The following is a 19846-nucleotide window of genomic DNA, read 5'->3' on the forward strand; positions in this document are numbered from 1 at the left end:
ATCAGATATCGTCTTACGGCGTACCGCAGGGGCGAAATCCTCATTTCCTTCGGACCTGAGTCGAAGTGATTCGTGGGTATAAACCCATCGAACCTGGTTCGGATTCGGTCCGTGAATCGGGACGCGTTGAATCGCCCCGAAATCGCGTTGTTGTCTTGTGCATTCATTCGAAACGCCCTGTTACACTTAAGGGCGTCGTTTGGTGGGCAGTTCGGGAAGGTGTGTCATCCCGTGATTTGCCCGGACACCCTGAGTGTGTCAGCGCTCGAATTGAAGCCCCCCTGGGGGTCGTCCCCTGGGGCGCTTCTTCACATTACTACCAATGCCGGGGTTACATTTAACGCCGTTGATTTAGTGGCTCTGTGAGAAAAATAGACACGAGGAGTGTCATAACTTCACGCTCGTCAAATTGTATCATCATCTGGTAGTAGTCGAGAAATTATATTTATTCTCGCGCGTGCGCGTAGAGAGGAGAGAAAAAGAAACAGCGTTGACGTTGTTTAAGTTGGTTTATAACGGGTTTTATAAGGACGGAGGTACGAGTCATGTGCGAGCAATGAGTGGGCCGGCAGACTCTATTGAGATCCAGAACGTAGTCGCATCGACCGGAATCGGTCAAGAGCTCGACCTTGAGGCGCTCGCCGATGACCTTCCTGGTGCGGACTTCAACCCCGACAACTTCCCTGGGCTTGTCTACCGAACACAAGACCCGAAGGCTGCTGCACTGATTTTCCGCTCGGGGAAAATCGTGTGCACGGGTGCGAAGAGTATCGACGACGTGCACGAAGCACTCGGAATCATCTTCAACAAGCTCCGTGACTTGAGCATCCCCGTTGACGATGAACCGGAAATCACCGTCCAGAACATCGTTTCCAGCGCGGACTTGGGTCACAACCTGAACCTGAACGCACTGGCGATTGGCCTCGGCCTCGAAGACGTCGAGTACGAACCAGAGCAGTTCCCAGGTCTCGTCTACCGGATGGACGAGCCAAAGGTCGTCATTCTCCTCTTCGGGTCCGGTAAAATCGTCATCACGGGCGGGAAGCAGACCGACGACGCAGAGACCGCTGTCGAGGAAATCGTCGAGCGCATCGATGCGCTTGGCCTCCTCGGCTAACGCGGTAACACAGACTCACTTCTTCGCGAGATACTCCTGGAAGCCGCAGGTCCACAAGCGTCAAATGTCGCACAGCCCACTAATTATCTATGGACGCTCGGGATGATATCGCCTTTCTCGTCGGTTCGGAGAGTCGAGAAGCGATACTAGACGCGCTCGCAACAGAGCCACGACGTCCCACGGAGCTTGCGAAAATATGTGACTGCGCCCGTGAGACTGCACAGCGAACTCTCGCCGGATTTTGTGACCGTAACTGGGTCGAAAAGCACGCTGGAAAGTATCAGTTGACCCCTGGTGGGCGGATGGTCCACGAGAAGTATGGCGCTCTCGTCGATACGGTCACACAGGTAGACAAGGCGAGCGAGTTCTTGACCAATGCGACGGGGCAAATTGCAACTGTTCCCTCAGACGTACTCGAACAAATGACCATCACGACTGCCATAGGTGTGGACCCACACGCACCACTCAATCGGTATCTGACCGTACTTGGCGACGAACCAGTCGAGGACTTTCGCGGAGTCAGCCCCATCGTGAGCCGAGTATTCAACGAGGCCGCAGAGCGGGTCGTCGGCCCGGGGACGCAGATGGAACTTATCATCGATAGCGAAGTCCTCCAGCGCTCTATCGCGTCCTATCCCGATGCACTGACACGCGCACACGAACTCAAACAGTTCTCACTCCGCATCAGCGAAGAGCCAATTGACTTCGGACTTCTCCTCGTCGATGGACACGCACTCGTCGCCGCATACGACGATGACGACAACATGGTCGCACTCATCGACGGTGACGACTCTGCGGTCCTCGAGTGGGCACAGTCAGTATACGACTCACTGCGTGCAAACTCGACTGCAATCGAACCGCTCGGGCCGAGTGCGTAGTCGGCTCTCTGATTCACTCGTGTTTCCACACGTGTGACGACCCCAGTCACACGTGATAATTACAATCACACGATGCAGTAATAAAGTATAAGTAATCACTATTCTGAGAGATACGTGCAGCGATGCAGTAGCCTGAGCCGCACTTACTCCCGCAACTTCGGCCCTCCATACGCCCTCCCGTGGTTCGGGCTACGTTTTAGGCGTCTACGCTCTCGGTGAGGACGTCCTTTACTACGTCTGGGTCTTCGAGCAGCTGGTGTTTCGTATAGCTTCCTTCAGCACTCCCACCGCTGTGTTTCGACTGTTCGATGATGTCGAGAAACGCGTGTTCTTTCAGGAGGTCGCGGACGCGACGGAGCGACAAGCTATCTGAGCCCTGCTGTCGGCAGATGTTTTCGTAGACCTCGTACACTCGACTCGTCCGGAAACCGTCCTGCTGTTGGTTCGAGAGTGAGAGAATCGCGAGTGCCTGCAAGACGTATCGAGAGTGAGGGGTTGACCCGCGAATGAGTTCTCGGAAACGGTCGGTCTCGGCGCGCTGTCGGGCTTGCGTGACGAAGTTCTCTTTGACGGTCGCCGCCCCCATCGACTGTGCAATTTCACCGGCGTATCGAAGGATATCGATCGCCTTGCGTGCATCACCGTGTTCCCGAGCAGCGAGTGCCGCGGCCCGCGGAATCGTCGATGGGTCGAGAACACCCTCACGGAAGGCGTCGCTGCGGGCGTCCATGATATCTCGAAGTTGATTGGCATCGTATGGCGGGAAGACGAACTCCCGTTCACAGAGACTCGATTTGACGCGCTCGTCCATGCGGTCTTTGTACTGAATCTTGTTACTGATGCCGATAACGCCGAGTTTGCACCCAGATATTTTCCCGGCCTCGCCCGCACGAGACAACTGCATCAGGATGTCGTCGTCGCTCAGTTTGTCGATTTCGTCGAGGATGATGAGAACGACGTCGTAGAGGGCGTCGAGGATTCTCCAGAGTCGCTTGTAGTATGTCGAAGTCGAGAGACCCTTGTCGGGAACTTTGATGCTCGTCACGTCCACGTCGTTCACACTGTCGGCAATCGTCTGGACTGCCTGCGTTTCGGTCGTGTCCTGCGCACAGTCCACGTAGGCAAAGGTTGCCTTGACGCCTTCTTCCTCCGCGGTATCGACGAGTCGTTGTGAGACGTACTTTGCACACAGCGACTTGCCCGTCCCCGTCTTCCCGTAGATGAGGACGTTGCTCGGGCTCTGTCCGAAGATTGCGGGGTTGACCGCTGTCGCGAGATTCGCTATTTCGTCATCACGACCGACAATTCGACCTTCCCCCGGGAGATGGTTGATCTCCAGCAACTCCTTGTTGGCGAAGATGGGATCCTCCCGAGTGAAGAGGTCGTCGCTGGCGTTAGGCATGTTCGCAACACACCACGTTTCCGGTGAAAGGGCTTACCATTCGACGCAGCGCGCGCACACCACATTTCCGATGAAACGGTCCGAACCTCCGTTTCCTGTGCATACGAAATGGGGGTTCTAGTTCACCGGAAACGAGGTGTGAGGGTAGCAGATATTCCAGCAACTACCTGAAACACCTCTATTTAGCCGTTTCAGAAACAATCCGTCAAATCTCGTCGCTCAGAATCTAGAACGGTACTTCTCGCCAGCAACACACCAAACACGAGATACGAATCACGCCGCGTCTGTAGCATTCTCGATGCTACTCTCGTACTCGCAGGATCAACGGTGAACAGTAAATCGACCGATATCAGGGATTTCAGGTGCTGAAAATCGAACCTCCGCATCAAGTCGAACACTGCTTGAGTGTCAAGCAGTATCTTGTTTGCGAGTGTATCAATGGACGTTTACACAAATAAACTATTTAACCGTTCCTATACAGTGAGTGAACTGACCGGGTGGTCGTCCTCGACACCCCGAGTTCTCGTTTCTTGGGTAGTCGCCCCAGTTACGAGTTTTCACCCTCACACCTCCTCTCTTCACTCCCTGAGATAAACCGGGGATATGGGTCTTCTATCGCATCATTTCACCGGAAACGTGGTGTCTCTAATATAAGTGTCTCGATTCGAGAAGTCAGTCGTGATGGTGGGCCGTTTATTCAGTCCAGATACCACGAAATATCCACTTAGGGACCGTCATGCTTCCATTTCCTATTTCACCGGAAACACGGTGTGTCTGTGAGCGGTGAATCCCTGTCGCCGCCAGCTAATCTCACCTCGTTTCCGATAGCCCTGTTACCATCGCACCGTTTCACCGGAAACACGGTGTCTGTCAGCGGTGCAACGTACATCCGATAATTCTGCAGTGGGTCGGTCCCTCGAAACAGAATCAACCGAGACAGCCACAACACCACAGATCAGTGACAACGAGCTACAAAACCGACCAAACTTCGAGCCACCACGAGTACTCTGCAAACCTCTCTGAACACCCCTCGTCCCCGAATTGAGCCACGCCAAAGACGCACGCACACGCACGCCCATACGATGCTTTTCGACTGTGCTGTCCTGAGTACGGATTCATCGGAAACACGGTGTCTCTCCGTCTCTTGACTCTCAATTCATGTCTCTTCGGAGTCGAGGTTGTCACTCACCGGAAACGAGGTGTGGTAGACTCCAACTTCCTTGCCGGTGAGCAACTACTGGTGTTCCACGTTCCCCACGGCAAACCGTCGTAGTATACACTTGTTATTCATCGGAAACGTGGTGTGTGCCTACCACTCGCAACGACGCTAACAGCCTCTTGATTTTTTGCGTTTCTCTGTCGCGTTTCACCCTTGTTATCCTCGTAGTTCGAACCTCACAGAATGCGATACTGTCCCGTGTTCGCGCCTGTCCCCGTCAATGCAATTACCCTTGGGCACCAATTGAGTAAGTATGCGTTCACTCGGTCGTGCGTGGCAGCGCGTCCGCCGGGCAGTCAGCCTTAGTGGGAACTCTCCCGGCAACTTGACTTGGTCCCTCGAGTGGTCTCGAAAGACAGAGACCCGATGGCGTGCCACCGACGAAATCGTCGATTGCTTTCGGTTCGCCGACGGCTACGTGACTACCGTTCGGTATCCCTCGCGTGAGGTCACGTGGCAGTTGACCCCGGGGTATGTCCCCCTCGCAAGTGCGCTATTGATGGCCCGCCTCTACGTCGAGTACGGACTGACACCACAGACTGACCCCGATGGTCGGCCCTTCATCGGACAGTCTGAACGTGGGCCAGTACAGGTATTCGAAGAGATTCCTCCAGAGGAAGTCGAGTACGTCTATCTCGATGGAATCCGCACCCTCGAAGAATTTCCCGAGTTCGTCACGGTAGACGAGAACCTCGAAACCATCTTCGACCGGATGATTCCTGCTCGTTCTCCCACGTCGTAATCGACGAGAGCGCCAGTCTCTCGTACTCGTCGAAACCTGTACCGTGTCGCAAGCCGTTTCCTCCTCGCGTCCATACTCCGTGTGATGACCGCCGAGGACGAGGACCCGTCAGAGGTTCCAGACGACCGAGAGCCATCGACCGACGAAGACGTTCTCGACCGCCTTGCAGACGTGACAGACGTGTCCTCACCAGACGGAGATTCGGCACTGAACGCGCCCTCGACACTATCTGCTGATACCGAATCCGAACCCGAGGGTGTCACACTCGACTCGTTCTACGATGCGCTCGAAGCGGAGGGTCGTCCGGTCGTGACCGCACAGCAGGTCGCTCGCCGACTCGATGTGACACAGGACACGGCGGTTGCCGACCTCGACATCCTTGCCGAGGCCGGACGCATCCAGAAAGTCAACGTCGAGACCGACCCAATCGTTTGGTTCCCAACAGAGTGGGGAAACCTCGCGGCACGCGAGCGCGTGATTCTCTTCCCAAAGCGCCGCGAACTCGTCGTCGACCAACCGACGCAGTACACCCGCGCGCGTCTCTCGCAGTTCGCCCACCTCGTCGATACCACGGGTGACCGGGAAGGTCGCGGTCGGGGCTATCTGTACCGAATCCGCCAAGAAGACGTGTGGCAAGCGCCCTTCGACGACGTTGCCCAACTCATCGCACTCCTTCGGTCTGTCGTTCCCGAACGGTCGCCTCACCTCGAAGCGTGGATCGAAGACCAGTGGAAGCGCGCACACCAGTTCCGTCTCTACACCCACGAGGAGGGTTACACCGTTCTCGAAGCCGCGACAGAGAGCCTCATGGGAAACGTCGCCCTCCAGAAACTCGACGAAGAGCAGGTGTACGCGCCCATCTCAGACACGGAGGCGTGGATTCGAGACGAGGAAGTTGCGGCCGTCAAGCGCATCCTCTACGACGCGGGCTACCCCGTCGAAGACGACCGTGACCTCGAAATCGGTGAAGAACTCGACGTCGAACTCAACGTCGAACTTCGGGAGTACCAACAAGACTGGGTCGACCGATTCCTCGAACAGCGGTCTGGCGTCCTCGTCGGCCCGCCGGGTGCTGGCAAGACAATCGCTGGTATCGGTGCGCTCGCGGCCGTCGGCGGTGAGACTCTCATCTTAGTTCCGAGTCGGGAACTCGCCCATCAGTGGCGTGGCGAACTCCTCACCCACACCGACCTCGACCCCGACCAAATCGGCGAGTACCACGGCGGCACGAAAGAAATTCGGCCAGTCACCATCGCCACGTACCAAACCGCCGGGATGGACCGCCATCGCTCGCTGTTCGACTCGCGTAAGTGGGGGCTCATCATCTACGACGAGGCCCACCACATCCCGAGTCGGGTGTTCCAGCGCAGCGCCGACCTTCAGTCCAAACACCGTCTCGGTCTCTCTGCGACGCCCATCCGTGAGGACGACAAGGAAGCCGAGATTTTCACGCTCATCGGCCAACCCATCGGGACCGATTGGACCCAACTCTTCGATGCGGGCTACGTCCAAGAACCCGAAGTGGAGATTCGATACGTTGGCTGGGAAGACGACTTCGCCCGCAACGAGTGGTCCGCGAGCGACGGCCGCGAGCGCCACATGCTCGCCGCGATGAACCCCGCTAAAATCGATGCTGCACGACGCCTCCGCGCCAAGCACCCAGATTCGAAGACGCTCATCTTCGTCGATTACCTCGACCAGGGTAACGAACTCGCCGAGGCACTCGAGGTTCCATTCATCAGCGGAGAGACTCGACACGCCCGCCGTGAGGCCTACTTCGAGGCGTTCCGAACTGGCGACCTCGATACGCTCATCATCTCCCGTATCGGCGACGAAGGAATCGACCTCCCGAACGCCGAACTCGCAATCGTCGCCTCCGGTCTCGGTGGGTCGCGTCGCCAGGGCTCTCAGCGTGCCGGTCGAACCATGCGCCCTGCCGGGAGCGCCCTCGTCTACGTACTCGCCTCCCGCGGTACGAGCGAGGAAGATTTCGCCCAGCGACAGATGCAACACCTCGCCGGAAAGGGCATTCGTGTCCGTGAGACGAGTCACGAAGCACCCGAATCGGACAGTATCGAAGACGACCCCGAGTAATCTGGGTCGCTCTTTTTCAGGTTACAATCGCCCGACTGCCACGGTGAATGAGAATTCTTAAGTCTCACCGTGGATTCAGAATATCTTGCCCGCTCTTAGCTCAGCCTGGCAGAGCAGCCGACTGTAGATCGGCTTGTCCCCCGTTCAAATCGGGGAGAGCGGACTGAATTTCAACACCCGCGAGCGACAGTGAGCGGTGTTGAATTTGAAGGACTTCTCGACCCGATTTGAGCAGCGAGCGAACGTAGTGAGCGAGTGAGTTCAAATCGGGGACGAAAACGAGCTTGCCACCGAAAAAACTGAGAGAAACTCAGACTGCTGAGAGCTGTTTCTGTTCGATCAGTTCGAGATACGACACCTCGGTTTTCATCTTCGGTTCGGTCAACTCTCCTTGTGATTTCAGGTAATTCGTCCACTCACGGGCACTCTGTTCGGAGTCGAACTCGATGACGACGACAATCTCGTTCGGATTATCGGTCGCTTGGAAGAGTTGGTAGCCTTTGCCGCCGAAATCCGCTCGAAGCGAGTGATATTGCTCGAAGTCGGCTTTCCACGCGTCGTAGTCTTCGACGGTTGCGTTTACGTGTAGATACGCCATGTCTTCACCACTGTTAACATACGTCACGAGGTGGCCTAAGCGTAGATGGTTCGGAGGCTGTGCGGAGTGTGACTACTCTACGCGGCAGGTATCGTCGTTTCCGTCGTTCCTATCGTCTTTGTCGTCGCCCTTGTTTCCGTCACTGTTGCTCTCGTCACCATCGCCACCCTTCGCACCGCCGTTCTTCTCGTCAGTCCTGTTCTTCTCGATGATGTTCCCAGTCGAGAATTCGTCGATGCGGATTGGGAGGCCAGCGTTGCCTTTGATGATGTTCTTGCGGATGACGTTGTTGTCGGAACCCCTATCTTCTTGATCGCCTGCGGCACGGAGTTCAATTCCATCACCACCATTGTTCAGAACCTTGTTCTTCACAATCTCGTTCCGGTCAGAGTTTCTCAGTAGAATTCCGTCATCACCGTTCCCTCGGATAAGGTTCTTCGAAACAGTCATCTCGTTCACATCGATAGCAAACCTGATTCCTTGCGTTCCATTCCGGAGCATGCTATTCTTCTCGATGGTGAACCCTGCTGCTTCGCTGATTTCGAGTCCCTCGTTCTCGTTCTCGACGAATTGATTTCGTCGAATGGTCACTTCGTTTCCGTCAACTGGGGAAAAGGGTCCACCGATACCAGCCCCAAACCCATTTCGATAGAAGTGATTCCCCGTAACTAACGATTTCCCGCCAAGGTCACTAATGATGAACCCTTCATCGTTGTGCTCGATTCGATTGTTCTTGAACAGGAAGTCGTCTGTATTTTCGACCAAGAACGCGGCACGCCCGTTTTTGATAAACTGATTTCGAACGAAGGTATTTCGAAAGTTCCCTTCGGTGGTAAATATCCCCTGAGCGTTCTGTTTGAGCGTACAACCTTCGAGTGTCGAGTCTAACGTGTTATCCCACCAGATGCCGTTCTCACAATGCGTGACGGCGACGTTCTGAATTGTCGCTTCTCTGTTGCTCGCAAGGTAAATCCCGTATTGTGTACATCCAGTGATACAGATATTCTTGATGGTGACATTATTGTTTCCGAAGGCAAACGACCCTCCACGAATTCCGACTGCTGACTTTCCAGCACCGTCAAGTGTGAATCCTTGTCCGTCGATGGTGACGTCGTCCACCCCCACTCCGAGTTCGATTTCGTCGAGGACTAGCAGATTAAACTCGCCTGTCGAGACGATATCCTGTGTCAGGACGTAATACCCCGGTTCGGTAATCCGAGACGGTCCATCGATTGGAATCGCGTCTTCTTTCTTCTTCGTTGCCGTCGCCGACCCAGCCGCACCTGTCAGCCCAAGTCCAGCAACAGTCGTCGCAGCAGCTCCTTTTCGAAGTATTTCTCTGCGTGACAGCCTCCGACTCTCTGACGAGTGGTCTTCACTCATTCGTGAATCATGAGTAACCACTGATGTTGTTATGATTGGATTTTTGATAAAAGTGGATAGGTGAATGAAGTTATCATGCTACCATCTGAGTAAATGGTAGTTTCTCGGTAGCTGACTCACTCGTGAGAACGAATCGAAGTCAGTGCGACTACTCTATGCGGCAGATGTCGCCGTTCCCATCCTCTTTGTCGTCACTATCGCCACCGTTTCCACCGCCGTTCTTTTCGTCGGTCTTGTTCTTCTCGATGATGTTCCCTGTCGATTCGTCGTCGATACGAATTGGGAGACCACCGTTGCCTTTGATGACGTTCTTGCGAATCACGTTGTCGTCGGAATCTCGGAGCCCGATACCGTCGCCGCCATTGTTCAGGACTTTGTTTTTGACAACCTCGCTGTTAGTGACTCCCCAGAAGAATATCCCGTCGGCTGCGTTGCCACGAACCAGATTTTTCGAGACGGTGCTATTGACAACGCTGATGAGGTTGATTCCAACTCCACTATTCCGGAGGACGTGGTTCTTTTCGATGGAGAAGTCTCTCGCCCCTCTGAGGTCGATTCCATCGCCTTCGTTCTCGACGAACTGGTTTCCTTTGATAACCCCCTCTGTGGCACTTTCGATGATGGCCCCGAAACCATTGCGGTAAAATTCGTTGCCGACGATTGATGTCCCTGACACGAAGTCGCTTACGATGACGCCACCATCGTTGTGCTCGACTCGGTTCTCTTTGAACAAGAAACCCGGGTTGATATTATCGAAGTATGCAGCCGTGTCGTTCGAAACAAAATGGTTTCGTAAAAAGACATCATCAGTGCCTCCTTCGGTGGTGAACACTCCTGTGGAATTGTTCTTGAATGTACAATCTTTGACCACTGTCTCGCTAACAGATATCCAACGGAGTCCGGCTTCACAATCAGTGAAGGTGACGTTCTTAACTGCACTTCCTGTGTTGCTCCCGAGACGAATCCCTGACTGCGTGAATCCAGTGACACAGAGATTCTTGACGGTGATATTTTCGTTGCCTCTGAACGCTTCACCGGCGAAAATCCCTACATCTGCCTTTCCAGTCCCATCGAGCGTGTATCCTCGGCCGTCGATGGTGACATCTCCAACTTCTTCTTCAACAGAAATAGCCCCCGGCTCGTCTCCGAGGATAATATCCTGCGTCAAGACGTAATACCCCGGCTCAGTAATCAGAGTCGGCCCATCGATTGGAACCGCGTCTTCCTTCTCCGTCGCCGCCGCCGACCCAGCCGAACCAGACAGCCCAAGCCCAGCGACAGTCGTCGCAACCGCGCTTTTTCGAAGTATCTCTCTGCGTGACAATCTCCGACTCTCTGGCGAGTGTTCTTCACTCATTCACGAAGCATGAGTCGCCAGTGGTGTTGTTATGATTGGATTTTTGACAAAATTGGTTCGGTGAAGGAAGTTACCGAGCGACCATCAGAGTAAATGGCATTTTCTCGGTAACTGGCTCACTCGGGAAAGCAAAGCAGAGTCAATGCGAATCGACGCGGCAGATGCCGTCGTCGCCGTCATTGTCGCCACCGTTCTCCTTATAATTGCCATTCCCACTATCGCCATTCTCGTCGGTCTTGTTCTTCTCGACGACGTTCCCTGTCGATTCGTCGTCGATACGAATTGGGAGGTCACCATTGCCTGTGATGATGTTTTTACGAATGACGTTGTCGTCGGAGTCTCGAAGTTCGATTCCATCGCCACCGTTGTTACGGATAGTATTCTTCAGGATGAGGTTGTTATCCACGCCGACGAACAAGATTCCGTCCTTGCTATTTCCGCTAATAACGTTCTTCGAAATTTCGTTGTCGAGCGACGTACCCACGAGGCTAATGCCCTCACCACCGTTGTCTGTGATAGTATTCTTCGAGATGACGCTGTCTTGGAATCCACCTCTGATTCCAGCGTCTCCATTTTTGTCGAAGATGTTCTTCTCGATGTGGTTGCCGAACCCACCTCCGATATACAGCCCATACTGTAGATTTTCGATGAAGCGATTCCCCCGAATAACTGTCCCACTGACCTCGTCGAGGAAGATTCCGTACCCGAACTCGTCGTTTCCGTTCTTATAGAACGTGTTATCGATGAATCGGTATCCGTCAACGATGACTGGTTCGACTCCATACGACGTGTTGTAGGCGAAGTAGTTCTCTTTGAACAGCGCATCAACACTTTCGGTGAGGAGTGCACCAGTTTGATTCCCGATGAATCGGTTTTTGTGAAACACCAACCCTCCGCCACCTTCGGTTGTGTAGAACCCTTGGTTGTTCTTCTTGAACAGGCAGTTTCTCACTGTCACGTCGTAGGTCTGGAGACACTCTGTTCCGTAGTCACAGATGTATATATTCACGTTCTGTATCGCCCCACCTCGAACTGATTCGAGGCGAAGACCGTTGAAGAACCCACGCACACAGAGGTTTTTGATGGTGACGTTCTCCAAGACCTCCTCCTCGTACGACCCGGCAGAGATACCGACACTCGTGCCAGTATCTGAAAAATCATCAAATGGTGTTCGGTCTCCATTGCCGGGCCCTTCGATACTGTACCCTTGCCCGTCGATGGTCACGTCGCTGAGCCCCTCGTCGATACTGATAACTGTTGCATCAGGATTTGTAATCGCCAAATCCTTCGTCAGGACGTAGTACCCCGATTCGGTGATTCGAGTCGGCTCATCGATTGGTATCACGTCTTTTGGCTTGGCTGAGACCGTTCCAGCGACACCGGACAGTCCAAACCCAGCGATGATCGTTGCAACGGCACTTCTTCGAAGAACATCTCGACGAGACAGTCTCGTCTCTCGGGGTGAGTTTTCAGAACTCATTCGAGAAATTTCAGCCTGAGTTCACATTGTTAGTCTTGGATTTTTGATACAATAGGTGAAGACGAAAGAAGTTAACAGTCAATTTTCTCACTTCACAACCAATCGCAAAACTGTGAGACTCCAACGGTTAGTCCGTCGTCAATCCCGAAAAGAAAGAGAGTCAGTGTGAATCGACGCGACAGATTTCTTCGTCCCCGTCGTTCTGGTCGTTGTCCTTACTATCGTGGTCTGCACCGCTTCCACTCGTTTTGTTCTTCTCGACGACGTTTCCTGTCGATTCGTCGTCGATGCGGATTGGGAGGCCAGCGTTGCCTTTGATGACGTTCTTGCGAATCACGTTGTCGTCGGAATCTCGGAGCTCGATTCCGTCGCCGTCGTTGTTTCGGATGGTGTTTTTTATGATTTCGAAGATGTTAGATTCAGTCAGTTGGACTCCACCGTCGCCGTTGTATTCGATGGTGTTCTTCTCGATGACAGTGTTGGTCCGCGGGTCCGAATCGATGTTGACCTGCCGAGAGACGATTCCCGGACCGCTGTTGTGTGTAATCGTATTCTTCGAGATATTGTTCTCGCCGAAGGCAAAAATCGAGGACAAGATGATTCCCGGCCCGTTGGTTCGATGTATCTCGTTTTTCTCGATGGTCACGCCCGCAGTATCGAACAGTGTGATACCGTACTCTCCGTTTTTGACCAACCGGTTCCCGCGAATGACCGCGTCGATGATGAAGTCGGCCTCGATACCAGCCCCGTTCTTGTAGAACAGGTTGTCTACGACCATCGGACGGACGTTCGTGACGCCGAGACTCAGTCCGTATTTGTTGTGGTCGAATTTGTTGTCTTTGAACAGGAAGTCGCTCCCCTCGTCGATGAAGCCGATACTACCATTTCGTGTGACTCGATTTCGGACGAAGACGTTGTTCCTGCCGCCCTCTGTCGTGTAGATGCCGCTGTTTCGGTTGTTCTTGATGAGGCTATCTCTGAGCGTCACGTTGCTGTTTTGCAGGTACGTAATCGCACCCAGACTGAACTCGCTCCCACACCGGGTGACGGTGACGTTCTCGATTAGGCCGCTTCTGACCTCCTCGATTTGGATTCCGGCCCACGTACAGCGAGTCACACAGACGTCTTTGATGGTGAGGTTCGTCAATGACGCGTCTGGATACGCGATCAACGAGATGCCATACTCCGCTTTTCTGTCACCGTCGAGCGTGTAGCCACACCCATCAATCGTCACGTCTCCAAGTCCGAACGGCTCGTTCTCGAACGGATCTATATCGATGATTGACCCCTCGTCAGTCGCAACGATATCCTTGGTCAAGACGTAGTAACCCGGTTCTGTAATCGTGGTTGGGCCGTCGATTGGAATCGCATCTTTCGGCTTCGTCGCCGACGCGTTTCCTGCGATACCTGCTACTCCGAGGCTAGCAACCGCCGTCGCAACGGCCCCTCTTCGAAGCAAGTCCCGCCGTGATAATCCACGAGTTCGCGGGGAGTGTTCAGTACTCATCCGGCTAGTATGGACCTGATTGGGCGTTGTTATATGCGGATTAGTGACGCGTTCCGCGCAGTGAAAAATGCTAATCCTCGAATATTCGAATTAATGCCGTACTGCACCACCACCGGGAGACTCGATTTACGGTCTACGTCTGCCCCACACCACTTTCTCGACTAATTCGACGGTCATCGGACCATCCACACGAACCTGACACGAGAGTCGAGGATAGCCAAAGCGGTCGGCCAGTTGGTCGTGCCAGTGTTCCGGTTCGGGTTCTCCCTGTGAAAGCCGGACGCCACAGGTCGCACAGAGGCCTCGACCCCCACAGTTCGCCCGACTGGTCACTCTTGTGTAGGGGGACAATCCAGCATCGAGAAGGACATCTCGAAGTACTGCCCCGCGTTCGACGTGGAGTTCGACGACTGACTCACCATCTCGGACTGTGACGGCAACCGTCTCTGATTCGGTATCGTCTCTCTCCATTTCCATATCGGTGTTATCGGTGGAGAACCACATCCTTACCGGCTAATTCTCTCCATAACCGTCTCCAAACTCGCTAACCACTGACCAGCGTGCCACGTTCTGCCATGTAGTTTCCAGACCAAAACATATTGGTAATATAATATTTTATGCCGTCTCTACGCATGTTCGGTATCAATGCTTTCGCAGTCGTCAACCCCAGTCCTGGTGAGCATCCGCCGCCCGATGAACGACCACGAGTCGATGACCGTCGAGGTGGACGAGACGAACGAAACCCGCCACCTTGTCGCGTACGAAAACGACCGTATCCGCGAGACACTCGCGGCACTTCCCGTGGGCACGCGCATCCCACTCGAAATGGTTCGTCTGGGTGCCCGGTCGAACGTGTGGAAAGTCGTCGCTCTTTACGGACGCCCTCCACAGCGTTCGAACCCCACCCTCTCGACAGCCGAATAGGCCACTTGATTCGTGTGCTGAGGTGGACGCCACCCCTCGAATCGTCGTTTCTATATGGGCCCCGCGTCTGCTATCGTCAATGAGCATCGTCGCCGATGTCCCCGTTCGCTTCCGCGATTTTGACTCGTTTGGCCACGTGAACAACGCCGTCTATGCGACCTACTGTGAGCAAGCGCGCGTGAAGTTTTTCGAAGCGGTACTCGACGTTCCACTCTCCGAACTCTCTATCGTCGTCGCCCATCTCGAACTCGATTATCGCGCCCCCATCGAAGGCGTCGGAAGCGTGCAGGTCGAAGTCGAGGCTGGCGAACCCGGTACGAAGAGCTTCCCACTCTCCTACGAACTCTCCTACGACGGCGAGGTCGTCGCAACCGGCGAGACGATTCAAGTGGCGATGGACGGGTCGGGGTCACCGGTAGAGATTCCCGACTCGTGGCGCGCCGCACTTGACGAATAATCAGATAGTCCACGATTCTGCTATTTTTGTAAATCGCATGACTGAATCGAGACCGTGTGGTTAAGTAGTATCGGGGTAATCTTGGGATATGCCTATGGGAACACCAGAGACCGTCCGTCGGGAACCGGACGAAGTCGAGACGCCGATGTCGCGTGCGGGCGAACGCGTCCTCCACATCGGTCGGGACCGCCCAATTCGAATCAGCGCCGGTCACCGACTCCTCCACCACGACGGGAAATGTAGTCGGCCACACGGCCACAACTACGAAATCTCGGTCAAAATCGTCGGCGAACTCACCGACGAGGGCTGGGTCGTCGATAAGGGCGTCGTCACCGACGTTATCGACGAGTGGGACCACCGCTTTCTCGTCGAGTCGGGCGACCCTCTCGTCCAAGCATTCGAACAATCAGGTGACGCAGACGGCATGGTCGTCCTCGAAGCCCCGCCGACGGCCGAAGTGATGGCCGTCCTGCTCGAAGAGAAACTCATGGACCGTCTCCCCGAGACCGTCTCCGAGGTCTCGGTCGAAATTAGCGAAACGAGCGAACTCTGCGCAGGGTTCTGATGCCCGTTTCGGACTCCGTCTCCCGACCCGATTCCGACGCCGACGGCGACCGACTGCCGATAAACGAACTCTTCGCGTCGCTCCAAGGAGAAGGCAAGCTCGCTGGTGTTCCGAGTACCTTCGTCCGGACGAGTGGTTGTAACCTCCGCTGCTGGTTCTGTGATTCGTATCATACCTCGTGGGAACCGACGCACGCGTGGATGACCGTCGAAGATATCGTCGCGGAAGTCGGCGAACTCGCCCCATCACACGTCGTCGTCACCGGCGGCGAACCGCTCATCCACGAGGAGACGAGTGCGCTTCTGTCCGAACTCTCCGACGACTATCACCTCACCGTGGAGACGAACGGAACGCTCGAAACCGACGCGCCCGTCGATTTAGCGAGCATCAGCCCCAAACTCGCGTCTTCGACCCCAACACCCGAAAATGCCCCCGAAGGCACTGATCCCGGTGTTTGGACCGACAAGCACGAAACCGAGCGTATCGACCTCGATTCGCTCTCGTCGCTCATCGAACACGCCGACGACTTCCAACTCAAGTTCGTCGTCACCGGCCCCGACGACATGCCGGAAATCGAAACGCTCGTTTCAGACGTTCGCGGCGTTACAAACCACGCAGTCCGCGATTCTGATGTTCTGCTCATGCCCGAAGGCCAAACTCGCGAGGCACTCGAAGGGAGCAGAACCGCCGTCGCCGACCTCGCCGCCGAGTTCGGCTATCGCTACACGCCACGACTCCACGTCGATTTGTGGAACGACGCACCGGAGACGTAACCGTAACCCACCGTTCCACGACCACACACCGTTCCACGACCACACTTCCATCAAACCATGACCGAATCTGACTCACACAAACGCGCCGTCGTTCTCCTCTCCGGCGGCATGGACAGCGCGACGACTGCCTACGAAGCCAAAGCACGCGGCTACGACATCTACGCGCTCCACACCTCCTACGGGCAGAAAACCGAGTCCAAAGAGTACGACTGCGCTCGCGCACTCGCTGACGAACTCGATGCGAAGGACTTCCTCCACATCGAGACGAGTCACCTGAAGCAAATCGGCGCGTCTTCGCTCACTGACGACTCGATGGACGTCGAAGACGCAGACCTCGATTCCGAGGAGATTCCGACCTCGTACGTCCCCTTCCGTAACGCCAACTTGCTCTCGATGGCCGTCTCCTACGCCGAAGCGAACGACTGCGACGCCGTCTTCGTCGGTGCGCACTCCGAAGACTACTCGGGTTACCCCGACTGCCGCCCCGAGTTCTTCGAGGCCTTCGAAGCGATGGTCGATGTCGGAACCAAGCCCGAAACGAACATCTCGCTGGAGGTTCCGTTCGTCAACGACTCCAAGACCGATATCGCCCGCCGCGGTCTCGAACTCAACGTTCCCTTCGAACACACGTGGTCCTGCTACCGTGCCGAAGAACCCGCTTGCGGCACTTGTGACTCGTGTGCCTTCCGTTTGCAGGCGTTTCAGAACCTCGGCGAGCGCGACCCGATTCCGTACGCCGAGCGTCCGGAGTACGTCGAATCGGCCTGAATCTGTTTTTGTTCTTCCGTCGTCGGTCGTCACTCTGTCACCGACCCGTTCTTTTTCACCTCTCCATGCACACCTGTCACAATGACAGACGAAAAACGAGCGACGGCCAGCCACTTCGGACAGGCGGCAGACTCGTACTTCGAAAGCGAGGTGCATCGACTGGGCGAGGACCGTCACACGCTCGGCTCGTGGTGCGCCGACTCGACTCGCGCGCTCGATATCGCAACCGGCGCGGGCCACACCGCGGGTGCAGTCGCAAACGCAGGAGTCCCGAACGTCGTCGCCAGTGACCTCGCACCCGAGATGGTCGCAACCGCCGTTCGTGAGTATCCTGTCGCTGGACTCGTCGCCGACGCGGAGCGACTGCCCTTCGCCGACGAGTCGTTCGATGCCGTAACCTGTCGCATCGCGGCCCACCACTTCCCCGACCCGGAAGCCTTCGTCGCCGAGGCCGCTCGCGTCCTCGAACCGGGTGGTGTCCTCGCCTTCGAGGATAACGTCGCTCCAGAAGACACTTCGCTCGCCGACTTTCTCAACGGGGTCGAACGCCTGCGCGACCCGACACACGTCGAACTATACTCCATCTCACAGTGGCGCGAGTGGTTCGAAGATGCAGGACTCGAAGTCGAAGCAGTCGAATCGGCGGCCATCACGCTCGAATTCGGCCCGTGGGTCGAACGAACCAGCGTCGCCGAAGACGACATCGCCGAATTGGAGCGTCGCTTCCGTGAGGCACCCGAGGGCGCACACGAATTGTTCGACGTCGAATTCGACGGCGATTCAGTCGTCTCCTTCGCCAATCCGAAGGCACTGATTCGAGCGCGAAAACGAGACTGACGATACTGCTCGTTGAACCGTCTGCTATCGTGCCGCAGTGTTAGTCTACCTCCGCCTCGTCTGCGACCGCCTCGCGGTCTATACGTGGCCTTTCTCTTCGTGAATCCGATTGTAGACGACACCGAGCGCCCGGAAGAGCGGCCCGTTTCGGGCGACCGGCTCGACGCGACCGTTCTCGATGGCGCGGACGACCGCTTCCGGGGTGAACTCGTCGGCGTCGATTCTGGTCGAAAGCCGTCCCACTTCGAACGGGAAGTGTGCATCGCTCCCGCCGACGAGCGAGAGGTTTCGTTCCTCGGCGATTCGTTCGATTTCGCGGCGGTGTTCTGGATGTTTGCCGTTGACCTCGATTGCGTCGAAGTCGGCGTCACTCTCTTTGAGCGTGCTGTTTCGGAATGGATGGGCGATAATAGTCGCACAGCCGTGGTCGTGTGCAAGTTCGACTGCCTCGTGCGGGGTGAGTTCGCCGGAAACAGTATCGCGTGGTGGGTTCGGACCGACGACGAGCAAGTGGCCCTGTGTGGTCGAGATTTCGATACCCGGAATGCAGGCGTCGCTCACAATCGTCGCGGGTCGGAAGAAGTCGTGATTCGTGATTGCGATGCCGTCGAGTCCCCGAGCAGTGGCTACTTTGAGCGTCGCACGCGCCCCGTACGGGTCGAATCCCGCGGCAACCCCCGGCTTTTGATGGAAGAATCGGCTGTGGGTGTGGAGGTCGCAGTCGAACATAGTTGCATTCCACGAGCAACGATAATAAAACAGCAGTGTCACCTTCGCCGCCGGTACGCATTTCAAAAGCGGCGGTGAGTAGGTGATAATGACTGAGCCCACTCGCGTCGTCGTTCGAAACCCGAACAGTGGCAACGGAAAACGAACGATGCAGGCGTTGAAGCACGCGACAGAGCGCGGATGGGAAGTCCTCGATAGCGAGGGCGGAGACCACACCGTCGAACTCGCCGCGCAAGCGGCCGAATACGCAGACACAGTGATTGCGTGTGGTGGCGACGGAACGCTGAACAAGACGGTAAAAGGCGTCTTAGATGCAGGAAAACTCGACGAGGTTTCGCTCGGTATCATCCCCGCAGGCACCGGCAACGACTTCGCGGACAACATCGGTATCCGTGGCGTCGAACACGCGTTCTCGGTCATCGAATCCGGCGAGAAGCGACAGTTGGACCTCGGAATGGCGAACGGACGGCCGTTTCTCAACTCGTGTGTGTGCGGACTAACCGCCGAATCCAGCGCAAAGACCTCTCGCCGTCTCAAGCGTCGATTGGGTGTGCTGGCGTACGTCCTCACGACGCTCTCGGTCGCTCGCACGTTCGAAGCGCCGTCCATGTGGGTCTCTGTTGGCCCTGACCGAGACCCTGCGTGGTCTGGTGAAGCACTGATGTTGCTCGTTGGCAACGGGCGACGGTTCCCCGGCGAACGGATGCGACAGGCGAATATGGAGGATGGAATGGTGAACGCCGTCATCATCAAGGACGCTCCGGCACTCGACTACCTCTCGAAAGGAGCAGCAGATAGACTGCTTCGCCGTCAAGCGAGCCACCTCACCCGCGTGAAGAGTTCGCACCTGCACGTCACGACCGATGGCGAACCGGTACAGTTCAGCCTCGATGGCGAGATAATCGAAACCGACGAACTGACTATCGACACTCGTCCCGGCTCGATGGAATTTTTCGTCGGCGAGCGCTACGACCCCGACCCCGAAGAGTGGAGTAGGACGACGCCACGTTGAGCAG

At 55.8% G+C, this 19846-nt stretch carries 19 protein-coding genes and 1 tRNA gene; 12 read left to right on the plus strand and 8 right to left on the minus strand.

Annotated features, from left to right (window positions below; all coding sequences use genetic code 11):
- The first annotated feature begins 556 nt into the window (after window positions 1-556).
- Entirely contained in the window at window positions 557-1117 is a 561-nt protein-coding gene (locus ACK509_RS00005) for a TATA-box-binding protein (RefSeq protein ID WP_410764391.1), read from the plus strand.
- Between the two features lie 89 nt (window positions 1118-1206).
- Window positions 1207-1995, plus strand: coding sequence for a helix-turn-helix transcriptional regulator (locus ACK509_RS00010; protein WP_410764392.1), 789 nt, complete (start codon window positions 1207-1209; stop codon window positions 1993-1995).
- Between the two features lie 196 nt (window positions 1996-2191).
- Here ACK509_RS00010 and ACK509_RS00015 read toward each other — a convergent pair whose 3' ends face one another.
- A complete protein-coding gene (locus tag ACK509_RS00015) occupies window positions 2192-3397 on the minus strand; it encodes a Cdc6/Cdc18 family protein (protein ID WP_410764393.1) in 1206 nt (401 codons plus the stop codon).
- A 1472-nt stretch (window positions 3398-4869) separates the two neighbouring features.
- Here ACK509_RS00015 and ACK509_RS00020 point away from each other — a divergent pair.
- The 3 genes from ACK509_RS00020 (at window position 4870) to ACK509_RS00030 (ending at window position 7615) form a co-directional block, all read left to right on the plus strand.
- A complete protein-coding gene (locus ACK509_RS00020) occupies window positions 4870-5358 on the plus strand; it encodes a hypothetical protein (RefSeq protein ID WP_410764394.1) in 489 nt (162 codons plus the stop codon).
- 84 nt (window positions 5359-5442) lie between these two features.
- Window positions 5443-7452 carry a DEAD/DEAH box helicase family protein gene (locus ACK509_RS00025; protein ID WP_410764395.1) on the plus strand — a complete coding sequence of 670 codons (2010 nt, stop codon included), beginning with the start codon at window positions 5443-5445 and terminating at the stop codon, window positions 7450-7452.
- A gap of 89 nt (window positions 7453-7541) precedes the next feature.
- Window positions 7542-7615 (plus strand) — tRNA-Tyr (locus tag ACK509_RS00030).
- Between the two features lie 147 nt (window positions 7616-7762).
- Here the strand turns inward: ACK509_RS00030 and ACK509_RS00035 are convergent.
- The 6 genes from ACK509_RS00035 to ACK509_RS00060 all read right to left on the minus strand — a co-directional run bounded on the left by ACK509_RS00035 (window position 7763) and on the right by ACK509_RS00060 (window position 14248).
- On the minus strand, window positions 7763-8050 hold the full coding sequence (locus ACK509_RS00035) for an antibiotic biosynthesis monooxygenase (RefSeq protein WP_410764397.1): 288 nt from the start codon (window positions 8048-8050) through the stop codon (window positions 7763-7765).
- A gap of 72 nt (window positions 8051-8122) precedes the next feature.
- On the minus strand, window positions 8123-9433 hold the full coding sequence (locus tag ACK509_RS00040; RefSeq protein ID WP_410764398.1) for a right-handed parallel beta-helix repeat-containing protein: 1311 nt from the start codon (window positions 9431-9433) through the stop codon (window positions 8123-8125).
- A 148-nt stretch (window positions 9434-9581) separates the two neighbouring features.
- Entirely contained in the window at window positions 9582-10790 is a 1209-nt protein-coding gene (locus tag ACK509_RS00045) for a nitrous oxide reductase family maturation protein NosD (protein ID WP_410764399.1), read from the minus strand.
- 139 nt (window positions 10791-10929) lie between these two features.
- A complete protein-coding gene (locus ACK509_RS00050; RefSeq protein WP_410764400.1) occupies window positions 10930-12270 on the minus strand; it encodes a right-handed parallel beta-helix repeat-containing protein in 1341 nt (446 codons plus the stop codon).
- Between the two features lie 160 nt (window positions 12271-12430).
- A complete protein-coding gene (locus tag ACK509_RS00055) occupies window positions 12431-13777 on the minus strand; it encodes a right-handed parallel beta-helix repeat-containing protein (RefSeq protein ID WP_410764401.1) in 1347 nt (448 codons plus the stop codon).
- A gap of 126 nt (window positions 13778-13903) precedes the next feature.
- Window positions 13904-14248, minus strand: a complete 345-nt coding sequence (locus ACK509_RS00060) for a 2Fe-2S iron-sulfur cluster-binding protein (protein WP_410764402.1) — start codon at window positions 14246-14248, stop codon at window positions 13904-13906.
- A 174-nt stretch (window positions 14249-14422) separates the two neighbouring features.
- On the opposite strand from ACK509_RS00060, the gene ACK509_RS00065 reads away from it, so the two are divergent.
- The 6 genes from ACK509_RS00065 to ACK509_RS00090 all read left to right on the plus strand — a co-directional run bounded on the left by ACK509_RS00065 (window position 14423) and on the right by ACK509_RS00090 (window position 18101).
- The gene (locus ACK509_RS00065) at window positions 14423-14701 is read left to right on the plus strand and encodes a hypothetical protein (protein ID WP_410764403.1); all 279 of its coding nucleotides are present in this window, start codon (window positions 14423-14425) and stop codon (window positions 14699-14701) included.
- Between the two features lie 79 nt (window positions 14702-14780).
- A complete protein-coding gene (locus ACK509_RS00070) occupies window positions 14781-15158 on the plus strand; it encodes an acyl-CoA thioesterase (RefSeq protein WP_410764404.1) in 378 nt (125 codons plus the stop codon).
- A gap of 88 nt (window positions 15159-15246) precedes the next feature.
- Window positions 15247-15723, plus strand: coding sequence for a 6-pyruvoyl trahydropterin synthase family protein (locus tag ACK509_RS00075; protein ID WP_410764405.1), 477 nt, complete (start codon window positions 15247-15249; stop codon window positions 15721-15723).
- Window positions 15723-16496: a 7-carboxy-7-deazaguanine synthase QueE gene (locus ACK509_RS00080; RefSeq protein ID WP_410764406.1), complete on the plus strand. Its 774-nt coding sequence runs from the start codon at window positions 15723-15725 to the stop codon at window positions 16494-16496. The genes ACK509_RS00075 and ACK509_RS00080 overlap by 1 nt, the downstream gene beginning before the upstream one ends.
- 57 nt (window positions 16497-16553) lie before the next feature.
- The gene (gene queC, locus ACK509_RS00085) at window positions 16554-17264 is read left to right on the plus strand and encodes a 7-cyano-7-deazaguanine synthase QueC (protein ID WP_410764407.1); all 711 of its coding nucleotides are present in this window, start codon (window positions 16554-16556) and stop codon (window positions 17262-17264) included.
- An 81-nt stretch (window positions 17265-17345) separates the two neighbouring features.
- A complete protein-coding gene (locus tag ACK509_RS00090) occupies window positions 17346-18101 on the plus strand; it encodes a class I SAM-dependent methyltransferase (protein WP_410764408.1) in 756 nt (251 codons plus the stop codon).
- A gap of 78 nt (window positions 18102-18179) precedes the next feature.
- Here the strand turns inward: ACK509_RS00090 and ACK509_RS00095 are convergent, their stop codons facing one another.
- Window positions 18180-18830: a PHP domain-containing protein gene (locus tag ACK509_RS00095; protein ID WP_410764409.1), complete on the minus strand. Its 651-nt coding sequence runs from the start codon at window positions 18828-18830 to the stop codon at window positions 18180-18182.
- An 88-nt stretch (window positions 18831-18918) separates the two neighbouring features.
- On the opposite strand from ACK509_RS00095, the gene ACK509_RS00100 reads away from it, so the two are divergent.
- The gene (locus ACK509_RS00100) at window positions 18919-19842 is read left to right on the plus strand and encodes a diacylglycerol/lipid kinase family protein (RefSeq protein WP_410764410.1); all 924 of its coding nucleotides are present in this window, start codon (window positions 18919-18921) and stop codon (window positions 19840-19842) included.
- The last annotated feature ends 4 nt before the right edge of the window (window positions 19843-19846 follow it).

Origin of the sequence: Haloferax sp. DFSO60 (assembly GCF_046557615.1) — an archaeon.
Taxonomy (GTDB): Archaea; Halobacteriota; Halobacteria; order Halobacteriales; family Haloferacaceae; genus Haloferax.